This is a genomic window from Pseudoalteromonas arabiensis (assembly GCF_001550155.1).
In the GTDB taxonomy this organism is placed as follows: domain Bacteria; phylum Pseudomonadota; class Gammaproteobacteria; order Enterobacterales; family Alteromonadaceae; genus Pseudoalteromonas; species Pseudoalteromonas arabiensis.
In genome coordinates this window covers 308,943-324,375 of record NZ_LRUF01000008.1, presented here as the reverse complement: position 1 = coordinate 324,375, position 15,433 = coordinate 308,943, and the positions used below count along the sequence as shown (strand labels likewise).

The window sequence follows — 15,433 nt, the reverse complement described above, 5'->3', positions numbered from 1 at the left end:
CCTTAAAGTTCTATCCTATTGTTTTGCAACTACGGCTCATCTCATTAAGTTTCTAAGCTAGCGAGAGGAAAAAACCTGCAATTGCTGCACTCATGAGGTTAGCCATAGATCCTGCTAACACTGCTCTGAGCCCTAAGCGTGCGATATCCTTTCGCCGACTAGGCGCCATACCGCCTAATCCACCTAGTAAAATTGCTATCGATGATAAGTTAGCAAACCCACATAACGCGAATGTGACAATCGCTTGTGTGTGCGCACTTAACGTATCGCGATAATTAATAAAGTCGAGGTAAGCAACGAATTCGTTAACTACAACCTTTTGACCTATAAAACTGCCTGCGATTACTGCTTCGTCCCAAGGTACACCTAATAACCATGCAACCGGTGCGAATACGTAACCTAAAATTTCCTGAAGCGTTAATGTTGGATGATCAAACCAACCACCAAGACCGCCTAATAACCCATTTAGAAGTGCAATAAGTGCTACGAAAGCAAGTAACATCGCACCTACATTAAGTGCCAGATGCATACCGTTTGCGGCACCTGATGCAGCAGCATCAATTACGTTAACCGGTTTTTCTTCTTGTACGTCTAAATCAGCTAAATCTTCTTTGGGTGTTTCGGTCTCTGGCACAATCATTTTTGCCATTAAGAAGCCACCCGGTGCCGCCATAAAGCTGGCTGCAATTAAGTATTTAAGCTCTACACCAATCGTTACATAACCTGCCATAACGGAGCCTGCTACGGTAGCCAAGCCACCGACCATTACCGCAAACAGCTCAGACTTAGTCATGCTGGCAATAAATGGTTTAACAATTAATGGTGCTTCTGTTTGGCCAACAAAAATATTGGCGGTTGCAGAAAGCGACTCAGGGCGCGAGGTTTTCAATAGCTTTTGTAAGCCACCGCCTAGAATCTTGATTATCCAATCCATCACCCCAATGTGATACAACACAGCAACGAGTGCTGAAAAGAACACAATAACGGGCAATACTTGTATCGCAAAAATAAACCCTAAGGTATCTTGCGATGCCAGTGAGCCAAATAAAAAGCCTATACCGTCATTAGCATAACCAATGACCGATGACACGCCTCGTGACATACTTGCCAGTACGTTTTTGCCCACCTCGAAGAACAAGACAAAGCCACCAATTAACACTTGAAGTAAAAAGGCGATGCCCACAGTTCTTAAATTAATTGCTTTACGGTTTGTTGAGGCCGCAAAAGCAATGGCTAGTAGCATAACAATGCCTACTAAGCTCATAAATGTTGTCATACTGACTATTTCCCGTTGTTATTGTTGCAGTAAATATTTTATTTTACTTTTAATTATATCAATGGCAACGCGATTCATACCGCCGCGTGTGACTACGAGATCAGCTTTGTGCTTTGATGGCTCAATAAACTGATAAAACATAGGTCGCACTGTCGCTTGATATTGATCAACAACGGACTGTAATGTTCTGCCACGCTGCTCCATATCTCGTTGCATACGGCGCATAAGGCAGATATCTAATGGTGTATCAATAAACACCTTAATATCAAATTCTTTACGGAGTGCCGGATCACTCAGTAGCAAAATACCTTCAACGATAAGTACTTTTGCCGGTGCAACTCGGCGCGTTTCTTCGCTGCGAGTATGCATTGCATAGTCATAAGTTGGTACGTCTACTGATTTTCCAGCGCGTAATTGAAGTAGATGCTCATGCATAAGCTCATGCTCGAAAGCATCAGGATGGTCGTAATTAGTTTGCGTTCGATGGTCAAACGGCAAATGCGACTGGTCTTTGTAATAAGCATCTTCTTCGATCACTGCGATCGCGCCCGGTTCAAGCTCATTGACTAATTCGTTATAAATTGTCTTGCTAAAAAGAGACTTGCCCGACGCAGATGCGCCAGCAATAGCTATAATTGTTCGTGTCACTAAAGTTCTCGCCCACACAGAAGGAAACATTGTTAGGTAGATCACAATAGCAAAAAAGACACGATTAATCTCTTTTGCTTCGCTCAGAGGTGCAAATTTATAATGTTTCTGTTTTATGAAACAGGACTTATGTCCTGTACCAAAAATTCGAAGAGCATATAAAGTATTCACATATTGATAACGAGGTACCCATGGCAAGAGCACTTATCTTAATGGCAGATAGCCTAGGAATTGGCGCAGCACCTGACGCAGACAAGTTTGGTGATGTGGGCGCAAATACTTTCGCTCATTTACTCAAAGCTTATGCTGAAGAAACTGGTGAGCACTTATCGCTACCTAATCTTACCCGTTTAGGTTTGGCCGATGCATGCGAAGCCGCTGGTAAAGAACCGTGTTTAGTCAGTGATCGCCAAGCACCTGTTGGCGCATGGGGTTACGCTAAAGAGTTATCAAGTGGTAAAGACACGCCTTCAGGGCACTGGGAAATGGCTGGTGTCCCTGTGTTATTTGATTGGGGTTACTTCCCAAATACACAGCCGTGTTTTCCACAAGAATTTGTGGACGAGCTAATAGCTCGTGCAGGTATTCCTGGCATTTTGGGTAACTGCTATGCCTCAGGAACAACCATTTTAGAACAACTAGGTGAAGAACACATGCAAACCGGTATGCCGATTTGCTACACCTCAGTTGATAGCGTGTTTCAAATAGCCGCGCACGAAGAATCATTTGGACTGGAGAAACTTTATCAGGTTTGCGAAATCGCACGGGCGCTGCTTGATGAAATGAACATAGGAAGAGTGATTGCGCGGCCATTTTTGGGTTCGAGCCGTGACGATTTTGCCCGTACCGGTAATCGTCGTGACTATTCGGTGCTGCCACCGTCGCCAACCTTGCTTGATAAATTATCGCAAGACGGCGGTGAAGTGATTAGTATTGGTAAAATTGCTGATATCTATGCGCACCAAGGCATCACCCAAAAACACAAAGCGCCAGGGCTGATAAACTTACTTGAGAAAACCTCAGAAGTTATCGCAAGCGCACCAGAGCATAGTTTGATTTTTACAAACTTAGTTGATTTTGATGAAAAGTACGGTCATCGCCGTAATGCCGTTGGCTATGCTAAAGCATTAAAAGAGTTTGATGACTATCTACCGACCATCTTAAATCAACTAAATAGTGATGATGTGTTAATTATCACCGCCGATCACGGATGTGATCCAACAGCAGCAGGCACTGACCATACACGTGAATACGTGCCAGTACTTGCTTACCAACCTGGGATGACAAACACCCCGCTTGGAGAACGAGCTAGTTTTGCAGACATAGGTCAAACCCTTGCCCAGTGGTTTAATCTTCCTGCACTTGAATACGGTGATAGCTTCAAAGACCAGCTATTAGCGAACAAAAAAGGAAACCAATAATGAGTACTCCTCATATCAGTGCCAATGTAGGCGAATTTGCAGAAACGGTATTAATGCCAGGTGATCCGCTTCGCGCTCAATACATTGCTGAAAACTTTTTAGATGACGCAAAACAAGTAACAGGCGTTCGTAATATGTATGGTTTTACCGGTACCTACAAAGGTAAACCAGTAAGTATTATGGGCTCTGGGATGGGTATTCCATCAATGTCAATTTATGCCCGTGAATTGATCGTTAGTTACGGCGTTAAAAATCTAATTCGTATTGGTACCTGTGGCGGTATTGGTAGCGATATCAAAATCCGTGACGTTATCTTTGCACAAGGTGCAAGCACAGATTCAAACGTAAACCGTGCGCGCGTTCGTGGTTATGACTTTGCCGCAATTGCTGATTTTGGTTTACTACTTAACGGCGTAAACGCAGCAAAAGAATTAGGCATTGAAGCGAAGGTAGGTAATGTATTTACAACAGATACATTCTATCAAGCAGATAACACGTTCTATCAAGAATTAGACAAGCTAGGCGTACTTGCTGTTGATATGGAAACAGCAGGCATGTACGGTGTAGCCGCTGAATACGGCGCAAAAGCGATGGCATTATTTACTGTTAGTGACCACGTAATCACTGGTGAAGCGACGCCAAGTGAAGAGCGTCAAAGCACTTTTAACGAAATGGTTAAAATTGCTTTAGAATCAATTTAAATAAGTTCCTTGGTAACGTATTCACTGAAATTTGGAAACACGCCCAAAGTGAAGTGAGACTAACCTCAAAGCCGCATTTATGCGGCTTTTTTTATAGTTGCGAGTTTATCTCGCGTAAAATTCAGCTCGTTGCCTATACCTCGCACCTTAAAACTTGAAAATTCAAGCAACTGTTGCCACTTTTAATAGAGGAACAACAATTGAGGAAGTGTATGTCTAATTGGGTTGAAGCTAAGGTCAAAGACGTTAAATGGTGGACAGACTCATTATTTAGCTTAATTGTAAATGCGGACGTAGAACCATTCACCGCAGGGCAGTTTACTAAACTCGCTATGCAAGTGGGTGATAAACGTGTTGCACGTGCCTATTCTTATGTGAATGCGCCGAATAATCCCGACCTTGAGTTTTATTTGATCAATGTTAAAGACGGTCAACTTTCTCAGCAGCTGGCACAATTAAAGCCAGGCGATAGCGTCACTATTGAGCACCGCGCCACAGGCTTTTTTACCCTTGATGAAGTGCCAAGCAGTGAGCAGCTTTACATGCTGAGTACAGGTACGGCACTTGGGCCTTTTATTTCAATTTTAGAGCAGGGGGAGGTGTGGCAAAAGTTCGAGCATGTTCACCTTGTACATGGCGTGCGCCTCAACGAAGATTTGAGCTACCAAGCTCGCATTAAAGCGCTACAGCAACAGTACTCAAATTTGCATTATTCTCCTGTAGTCAGCCGAGAGTCAGCCACAATGGGGTTTAATGGTCGGATCACAGATGTAATTAAAGACCACCGTTTGTTTGATGTTATAGGTCATCCTGCTGTGCCTGATACCACACAATTTATGATTTGTGGTAATCCAGAAATGGTGAAAGATACAACAGCTATTTTGTTAGAGCTTGGCTTTAGCCGCAACAGACGTCGTGATCCTGGTCACATAACTGTTGAGCAATATTGGTAAAAAGCTATGCCTAATAGCTAGAATTTGCTACTTTAGCGCCTCAAATGAGCATGGTGTGTTTAGGAAAACTATGAAACCGTTACTTTTTGCAATAAGTCTATTTATTTCATGGCAATTGGCTGCTACTGAATCAAGCACTGAACAAAAGCAAGCTCAGCCAGCTTCAGTAAATGAGCCTGAAAAGAAAGAGGTTGATAGCCTTGAATTTATTGAACAGAAGCCAGCAACTCAGCAAGTACCGAGTTCAACCCAAGCTAAAAAACCGTTGGCTAAGGTTGATGACAGTAAGGTATTAGGTTCACAAAATCCTGCACCGGCAGAACAGCCAAAGACCGCAGAGGAAAAACAGGAAGCTGTGAATGAGGCTGAACAAGCTGTTGCTAAAGCTAAAAAGGCACTCACAGAGAAACAGCAAGAAAAAGCGCGTCAGTCACGTGAGGCGACAGCGGTTATCGAACAAGTTATTGCGGCTTATAATGCCCGCAATATTGACGCTTTTATCAAAATGTATGATGAAAATGTTGAGTTTTATACATTTCCTAATGAGCTTATGTTCACGGGGAAAGAGAAGCTTATAGCTCGCTACGGCATCATGTTTAAAAAGTTAAAGTGTATCAAATCATCACCGATTAAACGTATTGTGCATGGCAATATAGTGATTGATCATGAGTTATCAGAAACCTGCTCAGAAGACCCGAATGTGGTTGATAAACGGGCTGAGTTTGTTACAAGTTACCAAATCGAAAACGGTAAAATAACCAAAGTATTATTTTTCAGATAAAAAAAGAGCAGCTTAGCTGCTCTTTTTTTTGGGTAGATGAAAGTTACTAGATTTGAGGTAGCAGCGATTTCATATCGCGTCCCAGCACTAGAACCAAGCACCTAATGACGCGGGATAAACCCATTGCTACATGTCGGCTGAGAGCTTACGGCTTAAAGCTCCTTTACGTTGGGTGTCGCTGGGCTCGACCCAAGGTATCCTTCGCGCGACTCGGCTAAGCCGTTTCATTTAACAATGAGTTGAAGCTTTCGTTGTCATGCAAGCTTGCAAAAGCACTTTCATGTAATAATTCATTGCGAAGATTAGGTGAATACTCAAGCGCCATGCGAATATCAGCCATTGCATCAGCATGTTTATGCAATAGAGCATAAGCACAAGCGCGTTGCCAGTATGCATAACCATAGTCACTATCTATTTCAAGTGCTTGATTACATAACTCGATTGCTTCGCCTGTTTCGTTTATCTCAAGTAGCGCATCTGCTTTGTAGGCAATGGCTTCAACATCTTCTGGTTTACGTTTTAAAATTTCGTCGAATATTTCAATTTTATTCGCAACATCACTTTCTAAATTAGCTCGCATCCATAAAGAGTGTACTTCGTTTGTAATCGAGATTTTTTGTTGGTTAAGTAAAATCTCTTCAGAACGTTCACGTAGCTTCTCTTCTAATACTTTAAGACGTTCTTCATACTCTTTAGTGATCGCACTAACGCGGGTATTTACAATGTCTTCTACTTTATTTTTCACATCACGTAATGAATTCCAGCCAACTAAAACCAAGATAGATGCAGTAATCGTAATAATAAAGAAGACATTATTTATCGTGTCCGTTGTATAAGTTAAAGCACGGTCAGCAGTATCTAATTGAGTGTGAGCGACTTGTTTTGTTACATCTTCGCGTAACTTTTGTTGATCTTGGCGCACAGCTTTAAGTTCATCAAGAATGTAGCGCTCTAAGAGCGGCTTATACATAGGCTCTTGTAGCTTATCGAGAGCTTGCTGTTGCTCAACCTCAGTCAGCGCAGGGCGGTTTTCTGTTTCGTTTTGAGCACTTGCAGAGATGGTAAGGCTCATTAATAGGGTAATTAATAGTAAGATATAACGCATAGCTTATTCATTTATAGTGAATTCTAGGCTAACTGTAACATGCGTGAGCACTGTGGACTAGGCAAAAAAAACCAGCTCGTAGGGTGAGCTGGTCAAACTGCATAAACAACATAAGTTGTCAGGGGTATCAACAGGAGTTAGGTGTAATATAACCATTGGTATCTGAACAACTACTTAATCCTAAAAGAGTTTCTAAAAATTTATTTTCAATATGCTAGATCAGTTATGTTCGTCTAGACTTAAATGGTCTTACAACTAAAAGGTGAGAGTGATGCGCCAACAACTAGTCCAACTACTCTATGGAGTGTCAATATCATCAGATCTTGATAGTGGTAACGTTGAATTAGCTGAACGTTTAATTCTAAATGCGGTTTTAGACGGCCTAGAAATAGGTAGAGCGGGTATCTGGTTACTGAATGAAGAAAATACCGCCATTGAATGCCGCCTTTTACTTGATAGAGAAAATGGCAAAGAGCTTCAAATGTTGGTGCTTCCAAGAGACGCATACCCTGCTTATTTTAGAGCTCTTGATACGCAACGAACCATTACCGCTGTTAATGCTCACACCGACCCTGCGACTTACGAATTTAGTGAAAGTTACCTCAGCCCTTTAAATATTGGTGCCATGCTTGATGCACCAATACGCTATAAAGGAAAAATGATAGGTATATTTTGCTGTGAGCATATAGGGGGAGAACGAGAGTGGACTGAAGATGAATGTTCATTTATTGGCGCATTAGCTGACCTGTACGGACGTGCATTATCGGCGCAGGAGAATGAGCGCGTTAATGCCGAGTTAGAAAAAGCTAACCAACATTTAGAACATCGGGTTGCCGAGCGAACTCGCACTCTCGAAAAAACCTTAAATGAACTGACAGAAATGCAAGAAAAGCTCATTGAGTCTGAGAAAATGGCTTCTTTGGGTAACTTAGTTGCAGGTATTGCTCATGAGGTAAACACACCGATTGGTATTGCTGTTACAGCAAATAGTTCAGCAAAGGACAAACTCACTGAGATTGATAAACTTATAAGTGCCAATACGCTAACCAAGCATGCATTGCTAGAAGGAATGAAGCATTTAAATGAATGTATAAAAATTTCATTTACTAACTTAGAGCGTGCTGCAAAACTGATCAGTGATTTCAAGCAAACTGCGGTTGATCAATCTTCGTTAAATTTATTAGAAACTCAAATAAAAGCTTACCTTGAGAATATTGTCCATAGTTTAATGCCTTTAACACGCAGCCATAATGTTATCGTTAATATTGACTGTGCAGATGACCTTACGCTAATAACCGTTCCAGGAGCGCTTAGCCAAATCATTTTAAACTTAGTGAATAATAGTTGTGTACACGGTTTTGTCGGAAAAGATCATAACGTGATTGATATTAGCGTTCACCTAGATGATGAAAAGGGGATATACACACTTTGCTATAAAGATAATGGCTGTGGAATGACTGATGAGGTGATGCATAAAGTATTTGAACCATTTTTTACCACTAAGCGTGGCACAGGTGGAAGCGGTTTGGGAATGTCGATAGTGTATAACCTTGCAACCCAAGCTCTGCAAGGCGAAATTAATGTCGCTAGTCAGCCTGATCAAGGTGTCTCAGTCACCTTAAAACTGCCTATTAATATAGCTTAATAAACAAAATTTAAGCTAAATGTAGGCTAAATAATCTGGTGACTGGGTAATAAAATTAATTTTTAATCAACAGCTTTGCCAAGACAAGATAAATTATCGCATGAGTTTGTCTCGCAAAATTGCTTGATTTTTCTTTTTGAATATACGTGATTTATAGCCAGAGGTGTCATTAGCAGCGTAAGCCAAAATAAAATTGGGCTTCGAAACACCAACCCGACAATTGAGGCAACAACCATCCCTGTTAACATTAATAAAGGTAAATTTGCGATAAAAAAGTTAATACTTAGTTGTTTTGCAACCTGTGGGTTTATGGCTTTCATGATTTTCTCACCGTCAATGAATACCCTTATAAAATGTATGACTTTTGCCAATAACTCAAATCAGATTTTTCAATTAATACAATCGATTTAAAAGTAAAGACAGGCCTAGCTTTATTTTTGCACTGCCCCTATAGTTTAAAACAACGGGAAATTCTAAGTGATTAGTGATTCATTATTAACAGGAAATCCTTTTTTATGACAAAGCCTTATCAGTATTCATACATAAATATTTGTCATATTTCTAGCTTATCAGGAGCATACAATGAGTAATGGAAAAACGGGCGGCTGCCCGATTATGCATGGTAGTAACACTGTTACCGCACAATCAAATACAGATTGGTGGCCAAATTCTCTAAACTTCGACATCCTTCATCAACACGACAGTAAAACTAACCCTTACGGTAAAGACTTTAACTACGCTGAAGCATTTAAATCGCTCGATCTTGAAGTTGTAAAAACTGACTTAAAAAATTTGATGACTGAAAGCCAGCAGTGGTGGCCTGCTGACTGGGGTCATTACGGTGGTTTAATGATCCGTATGGCATGGCATTCAGCGGGTTCATACCGTTTAGAAGATGGCCGTGGCGGCGGTGGTACAGGTAACCAACGTTTTGCGCCTTTAAATTCATGGCCAGATAACGCTAACCTAGACAAAGCACGTCGTTTACTTTGGCCTGTTAAAAAGAAATACGGTAACAAGCTATCTTGGGCCGATTTAATGATTTTAGCTGGTAATATGGCTTATGAATCAATGGGCTTAAAAACCTTTGGTTTTGCTGGCGGCCGTGAAGATATTTGGCATCCAGAAAAAGATGTTTACTGGGGGGCTGAAAAAGAATGGCTAGCACCAAGTGATGAACGCTACACCAATGTAGAAAAACCCGACACGATGGAAAATCCGCTTGCTGCGGTGCAAATGGGCTTAATTTACGTAAACCCTGAGGGGGTTAATGGTAACCCTGATCCGCTTAAAACGGCGGAGCAAGTTCGCGAAACATTTGCCCGTATGGCAATGGATGACGAAGAAACTGCGGCGTTAACAGTCGGTGGTCATACCGTAGGTAAAACGCATGGTAACGGCAGCGAAGCAAACGTTGGTCCTGAACCTGAAGCGGCCGATGTGTTTGAGCAAGGCCTAGGTTGGAACAACCACAACTCACGCGGTATTGGTCGCGATACGATGACCTCGGGTATCGAAGGTGCGTGGACGACTTACCCAACTAAGTGGGATAACGGATATTGCTATTTGCTGCTTAACTACGAGTGGGAACTTAAGAAGAGCCCAGCAGGTGCGTGGCAATGGGAACCAATCGATATCAAAGAAGAAGACAAGCCAGTTGATGTGGAAGATCCATCAATTCGTCTAAACCCAATTATGACCGACGCCGATATGGCGATGAAAATGGATCCAACCTACCGTAAGATTATCGAGCGTTTTAACGATGATTTTGAATACTTTAGTGATGTGTTTGCACGTGCATGGTTCAAATTAACGCACCGTGACCTAGGTCCAAAATCGCGTTACTTAGGTGCAGATGTACCAAGCGAAGATCTAATTTGGCAAGATCCGATCCCTGCGGTTGATTACACATTATCAGATAGCGAAATTAGTGACCTTAAAACCAAGCTGCTGAACTGTGGTGTAAGCCAAGCAGACTTAATTGCAACCGCATGGGATAGCGCACGTACATACCGTGGCTCAGATCACCGTGGTGGTGCAAACGGTGCACGCATTCGCCTTGCGCCACAAAAAGATTGGCAAGGTAACGAACCAAAACGTTTAGCAAAAGTTCTCAGTGCGCTCGAATCGGTGCAAGCGAGTTTAAGTAAACCAGTAAGCTTAGCTGATTTAATTGTACTAGGTGGAACAGCGGCGGTTGAGCAAGCAGCAAAAGCCGCAGGCGTTGATATAACCGTGCCATTTGCCCCAGGTCGTGGTGATGCAACGGATGAAATGACCGATGCTGATTCGTTCGATGTGCTTGAGCCAATTCATGACGGTTTTCGTAACTGGCTGAAACAAGACTACGCAGTTTCTGCTGAAGAGCTAATGCTAGAGCGTACACAATTAATGGGTTTAACAGCGCCAGAGATGACGGCACTAGTCGGTGGTATGCGTGTATTGGGTACTAACTATGATGGTACTTTACACGGTGTGTTTACTGATAACGTGGGTACATTAAGCACCGACTTTTTCGTAAATCTAACCGATATGGCTTACACGTGGAAGCCAATAAGCAAAGGTTTCTACGATATTGTTGAGCGCAGCACTGGGGTTACTAAGTGGACAGCAACACGTGTTGACTTAGTGTTTGGTTCAAACTCAATCTTGCGTTCATACGCAGAGTTTTACGCACAAGACGACAACAAAGAGCGTTTTGTACAAGACTTTGTTGATGCGTGGGTTAAAGTGATGAATGCTGACCGCTTTGATATTTAATTTGATATGATGCTACACCCAAAAGGCTACAGAACTCTGTAGCCTTTTTTTATGGTGCTTGAGTGCACTATGCTTGCTGAGCCAGATGATCCATATACTCGTCAAATGTACCTTGAAAATCGATGACCTGTTTATCCTTAATATCGATGATGCGAGTTGCCAATGATGAGACAAATTCACGGTCATGACTGACAAAAATCAAGGTACCTTGATAATCTTTTAATGCATTATTAAGTGCTTCAATGGCTTCCATATCCATGTGATTGGTCGGTTCGTCCATAATCAATACATTGATGTCTTGCATCATTAACTTACCAAACAATAGGCGGTTCTTTTCTCCACCTGAGCAATTACGTGCTTTTTTATTGGCATCGTCGGCGGTAAATAATAATCGACCTAACATAGCGCGAACCATTAAATCATTGTGCTTAGCGGTGCGCCATTGTGACATCCAATCAAACAGCGTGAGATCGTTATCAAATTCTTTACTACTATCTTGAGGGCAATAACCGATGCTAGCGTTTTCGGACCACTTCACCACGCCTTCGTTGCTTTGTAATTCATTAACAAGGCAGCGTAAAAAAGTGGTTTTACCTACGCCATTTTCACCAATAACGGCAAGCTTAGCACCGGCTTCCAGTAATAAGTCACCGCCGCTGAACAGGGTTTCACCATCAAACCCATGACCTAACTTAGTGAGCTCTAATGCTTGGCGATACATCTTTTTCCCTTCGTCAAAACGAAGTGATGGGCTAATACGGCTGGATGCTTTTACTTCATCAAGCTTAATTTTATCCATACGTTTAGCGCGAGAACTGGCCAGTTTTGCTTTTGAAGCATTCGCACCAAAACGATTTACAAACTCCTGTAACTCATCTATTTCTGCGCTCTTTTTTGCGTTTTCAGCAAGCAGTTGCTCACGTTGTAAGCTTGAAGCTTCGATCCACTTTTCGTAGTTACCTGGGTAGATTCTTAGCTCGCCGTAATCAATATCGGCCATGTGAGTACATACCGAATTTAAGAAGTGGCGGTCGTGCGAGATAATAATCATTGTACATTTACGTTGATTTAGCTCATTCGCAAGCCACGTAATAGTGTGAATATCAAGGTTATTGGTTGGCTCATCTAAAAGTAAAATATCAGGATTCGCGAAGAGTGCTTGTGCTAATAACACACGCAGTTTCCAACCAGGTGCAACGTTCGCCATTAAGCCGTAATGAAACGTTTGTTCAATACCTGCTTGAAGCAAAATTTCTTCAGCGCGGCTTTCGGCTGTGTAGCCATCCATTTCAGCAAAAATGCTTTCAAGTTCAGCGACTTTCATCCCGTCTTCTTCACTCATTTCAGGTAATGAGTAAATACGGTCACGTTCTTGTTTAACTTTCCAAAGCTCAGCATCACCCATGATCACCGCATCAACTACAGAGTATTGCTCAAAAGCAAATTGATCTTGGCTAAGGGTACCTAGCTTTAAACCAGGCGCAATCGACACATTACCAGCGGTAGGCACAAGTGCGCCGCTTAAAATTTTCATAAAGGTTGATTTGCCGCAGCCATTGGCGCCAATTAAACCATAGCGATTACCGTTACCAAACTTGGCTGATATATTTTCAAATAAAGGCTCTGCGCCAAACTGCATGGTGATATTAGCGGTTGAAATCAACGAATTATTCCTAGAAAAAGACTGACAGGTTATGGGCGCAGCAACTGCGAAAATAAACAAGCAATAGGGTAAATAATAGGCCGCGGATTATACAGATCAGCCTTTCAGAACGCTATTAAAAACAAGATAAAGTTGGATACAGTTCAATCTTAGGCGTATTTTACATCGCGTTGCAATTTGTGATGTCGCGGCATAAAGCCGCTTCATTTAATCAAGCACGCTAAAGTCAACGCTAGGTAAAGACTCGAACCCCGGGCGCGCAAATAAATAGCCTTGCATCAAACTCACACCAGCTTGGCGTAACCATTGATATTCTTCAATTGTTTCTATCCCTTCAGCAAGTGTAGTGATATTTAATTCTTCAAACATAGCAATACAATGACTGACAATCGTTTGTCTTGCTTTATTAAGATGAATGTCTCTAATTAGATTCATATCTAGCTTAATTATATTACTCTGAAAATCAGCTAATAAGTTTAACCCCGAGTAGCCAGAGCCAAAATCATCCGTGGCAGTGATAAAACCAAGTGATTGATAGTACTCAATGACACGTTTGATATGTGCGCTGTCTTCTACTTGTTCTACCTCAGTAAACTCAAACATAATTTGTTCAACAGGGAAGTTAACCTTATTTGCAGCTTCTAGCGTCGTTTTTATACAACGCTCAGGTTTATAAATTGCGTTTGGTAAAAAGTTGATACTTAAAATTGAATCGAGTTTTAGTTGTGCTGCGAGTGAAATGGCTTTTATTCGACAAAGCTGATCAAATGTATATCGGTTCTCGTTGTTAACTTGAGAGATTACAGAGTAAGCAGACTCATTATTTGCTCCTCTAACTAACGCCTCATAACCAAAAATACGTTTTGCCGTACAGTCAATTATGGGTTGAAAAGCCATGGTAAATTCAAAATCTAGTGCAGCTAGATCTTCACAGTGTCTGCAAGTTTGCTGGCAAGAAGCGTTATTAGAAGGCATTTATTACCTATAAATTATTTCGATTTTAAACCATAGTGCTAGTAAATGGGCTAATGTGCAAATTTTGTTACCAAAAATTTACACTTATAAATGATAACTTACAGCTGTTTTTAGAAGCAGGATTATATCTAGTAAAAGATTTACTCAAGATTTAGACTCTACTGATTATTTTTTGTAATAATTAATTATCTGATTTTTAATAGATTATATTTAATTTGAGGATCTTTTTGATCAAAAGTTTAAAAAATAACTTGCTTACCTACCAACTGGTAGGTAAGATGGCTGCCATGAACACGACATATACAAATATTCTGCAACTTGCAGATAAGCTCATTCAGAGTAATGGCTTTCATGGTTTTAGTTATGCTGACCTTGCAAAAGAGCTCGATATTCGTAAAGCGAGTATCCACCATCATTTTGCAACAAAAGCAGATTTAGGTATTGCATTCTGCCAACTTAAATGTGAGCAGCTTCAGCAACTTGAGTCACACTTAAAAACATTGCCTTCAGCTAAAGAGCGCTTAAAAGGCTATTTTGATGTTTTTCAAAGCTGTGCCAGCGAAAAGCAAATGTGCGGAATATATGCCATGCAAACAGATTTACGTTTAATGGCAGAGCCGCTGCAAAAGCAAGTGACGAAAATGGCTGATCTTGAATTACAGATACTTAGCTCTATTTTACAAGCTGGCCTTGAGAGAAATGAGTTTAGTTTTAAAACCTCAGCTTATCAGCAAGCAGTAATAATATGTTGCGCGATTAAAGGCGCATTAATGTTAAACAGAAGTGAGCATCATCAAGGTATATTCATACAAACTTGTGATGCATGTTTAGAAACACTGAGTTTATGATCGTTTAGATCATAAATTCTGTTTTTAAAAAATTTACCCAACAAACCTACCTACTAGTAGGTAATTAAATTGTACAAGGAGCATTATTATGCAACGCATTACAACATTGACAGTAAACACCACGAGCGGCCAAGCGCAAACCCAGTTAAGTGACCTTAAGCAGGCAATGGGCGCAGAGCTTAATTTATTTGGTGCGCTCGCTAATTCACCCGCAGCGTTACAAGGTTTTTTAAATTTTAAAGCGGCTTTAGATAAAGGCTCTTTAACACAATTGCACTCAGAGCAATTAGCGTTAGCAATCGCTGGCACTAATGGTTGTCGTTACTGTGCTTCTGCTCATTCATATATTAGCGACAAGCTAGGCCTGTCTGCCGATGAAATTAAAGCGAATTTAAAAGCGACTTCAGCAGACGACCAAACAAATGTGTTACTGAGCTTTGCAAAGCAAGTGATTGAATCACGCGGTAGTGTATCGCAAGAGCAATTACAGCACGTAAAAAATGCCGGTTTTAGCGATGAGCAGCTTGTTGAAGTGATTGGTCATATCGCCCTAAATAGCTTCACAAACTACTTTAACGAAGCATTTGATATTGAAATTGACTTTCCACAAGTTGAATTAACCTAATTACCCTAAGTGAGGCTAAAAGCCTTTAAACA

At 41.2% G+C, this 15,433-nt stretch carries 13 protein-coding genes; 8 read left to right on the top strand and 5 right to left on the bottom strand.

From position 1 onward, the window contains the following. Nucleotides 1–52 precede the first annotated feature (52 nt). On the bottom strand, nt 53–1,276 hold the full coding sequence (locus tag PAARA_RS04065; RefSeq protein WP_062567792.1) for a NupC/NupG family nucleoside CNT transporter: 1,224 nt from the start codon (nt 1,274–1,276) through the stop codon (nt 53–55). 18 nt (nt 1,277–1,294) lie between these two features. Continuing rightward, nucleotides 1,295–1,924, bottom strand: a complete 630-nt coding sequence (udk, locus tag PAARA_RS04060; protein WP_062568159.1) for a uridine kinase — start codon at nt 1,922–1,924, stop codon at nt 1,295–1,297. A gap of 191 nt (nt 1,925–2,115) precedes the next feature. On the opposite strand from udk, the gene PAARA_RS04055 reads away from it, so the two are divergent. From PAARA_RS04055 to PAARA_RS04040, 4 genes are all read left to right on the top strand, one after another. Next, nucleotides 2,116–3,345: a phosphopentomutase gene (locus PAARA_RS04055; RefSeq protein WP_062567791.1), complete on the top strand. Its 1,230-nt coding sequence runs from the start codon at nt 2,116–2,118 to the stop codon at nt 3,343–3,345. Continuing rightward, entirely contained in the window at nt 3,345–4,046 is a 702-nt protein-coding gene (gene deoD / locus PAARA_RS04050) for a purine-nucleoside phosphorylase (RefSeq protein WP_036972525.1), read from the top strand. The genes PAARA_RS04055 and deoD overlap by 1 nt, the downstream gene beginning before the upstream one ends. A gap of 212 nt (nt 4,047–4,258) precedes the next feature. Then, nucleotides 4,259–4,999, top strand: coding sequence for a ferredoxin--NADP reductase (locus tag PAARA_RS04045; protein WP_062567790.1), 741 nt, complete (start codon nt 4,259–4,261; stop codon nt 4,997–4,999). A 70-nt stretch (nt 5,000–5,069) separates the two neighbouring features. Beyond that, the gene (locus PAARA_RS04040) at nt 5,070–5,780 is read left to right on the top strand and encodes a nuclear transport factor 2 family protein (RefSeq protein WP_062567789.1); all 711 of its coding nucleotides are present in this window, start codon (nt 5,070–5,072) and stop codon (nt 5,778–5,780) included. Between the two features lie 214 nt (nt 5,781–5,994). On the opposite strand, the gene PAARA_RS04035 is transcribed toward PAARA_RS04040, so the two are convergent. Next, nucleotides 5,995–6,885, bottom strand: a complete 891-nt coding sequence (locus PAARA_RS04035) for a tetratricopeptide repeat protein (RefSeq protein WP_062567788.1) — start codon at nt 6,883–6,885, stop codon at nt 5,995–5,997. Between the two features lie 271 nt (nt 6,886–7,156). Between PAARA_RS04035 and PAARA_RS04030 the strand changes: the two genes are divergently transcribed. Both PAARA_RS04030 and katG read left to right on the top strand, forming a co-directional pair. After that, entirely contained in the window at nt 7,157–8,530 is a 1,374-nt protein-coding gene (locus PAARA_RS04030; protein WP_062567787.1) for a GAF domain-containing sensor histidine kinase, read from the top strand. Between the two features lie 582 nt (nt 8,531–9,112). Further along, the gene (gene katG, locus PAARA_RS04020; protein ID WP_062567785.1) at nt 9,113–11,290 is read left to right on the top strand and encodes a catalase/peroxidase HPI; all 2,178 of its coding nucleotides are present in this window, start codon (nt 9,113–9,115) and stop codon (nt 11,288–11,290) included. A gap of 67 nt (nt 11,291–11,357) precedes the next feature. On the opposite strand, the gene PAARA_RS04015 is transcribed toward katG, so the two are convergent. Together PAARA_RS04015 and PAARA_RS04010 are read right to left on the bottom strand one after the other, a co-directional pair. Then, complete coding sequence (locus PAARA_RS04015) at nt 11,358–12,953, bottom strand: ABC-F family ATPase (RefSeq protein WP_083515247.1); 1,596 nt, start codon at nt 12,951–12,953, stop codon at nt 11,358–11,360. A gap of 207 nt (nt 12,954–13,160) precedes the next feature. Continuing rightward, on the bottom strand, nt 13,161–13,928 hold the full coding sequence (locus PAARA_RS04010) for an EAL domain-containing protein (protein ID WP_062567784.1): 768 nt from the start codon (nt 13,926–13,928) through the stop codon (nt 13,161–13,163). A gap of 227 nt (nt 13,929–14,155) precedes the next feature. On the opposite strand from PAARA_RS04010, the gene PAARA_RS04005 reads away from it, so the two are divergent. Together PAARA_RS04005 and PAARA_RS04000 are read left to right on the top strand one after the other, a co-directional pair. Beyond that, nucleotides 14,156–14,776 carry a TetR/AcrR family transcriptional regulator gene (locus tag PAARA_RS04005; protein ID WP_062567783.1) on the top strand — a complete coding sequence of 207 codons (621 nt, stop codon included), beginning with the start codon at nt 14,156–14,158 and terminating at the stop codon, nt 14,774–14,776. Nucleotides 14,777–14,864: 88 nt separating this feature from the next. Then, a complete protein-coding gene (locus PAARA_RS04000) occupies nt 14,865–15,401 on the top strand; it encodes a carboxymuconolactone decarboxylase family protein (RefSeq protein ID WP_062567782.1) in 537 nt (178 codons plus the stop codon). The last annotated feature ends 32 nt before the right edge of the window (nt 15,402–15,433 follow it).

Bases quoted from the DNA above. Each gene is read 5' to 3' on its own strand.
- PAARA_RS04065 (WP_062567792.1), bottom strand. From the start codon at position 1,276: ATGACAACATTTATGAGCTTAGTAGGCATTGTTATGCTACTAGCCATT.
- PAARA_RS04055 (WP_062567791.1), top strand. From the start codon at position 2,116: ATGGCAAGAGCACTTATCTTAATGGCAGATAGCCTAGGAATTGGCGCA.
- deoD (WP_036972525.1), top strand. From the start codon at position 3,345: ATGAGTACTCCTCATATCAGTGCCAATGTAGGCGAATTTGCAGAAACG.
- PAARA_RS04045 (WP_062567790.1), top strand. From the start codon at position 4,259: ATGTCTAATTGGGTTGAAGCTAAGGTCAAAGACGTTAAATGGTGGACA.
- PAARA_RS04040 (WP_062567789.1), top strand. From the start codon at position 5,070: ATGAAACCGTTACTTTTTGCAATAAGTCTATTTATTTCATGGCAATTG.
- PAARA_RS04035 (WP_062567788.1), bottom strand. From the start codon at position 6,885: ATGCGTTATATCTTACTATTAATTACCCTATTAATGAGCCTTACCATC.
- PAARA_RS04030 (WP_062567787.1), top strand. From the start codon at position 7,157: ATGCGCCAACAACTAGTCCAACTACTCTATGGAGTGTCAATATCATCA.
- katG (WP_062567785.1), top strand. From the start codon at position 9,113: ATGAGTAATGGAAAAACGGGCGGCTGCCCGATTATGCATGGTAGTAAC.
- PAARA_RS04010 (WP_062567784.1), bottom strand. From the start codon at position 13,928: ATGCCTTCTAATAACGCTTCTTGCCAGCAAACTTGCAGACACTGTGAA.
- PAARA_RS04000 (WP_062567782.1), top strand. From the start codon at position 14,865: ATGCAACGCATTACAACATTGACAGTAAACACCACGAGCGGCCAAGCG.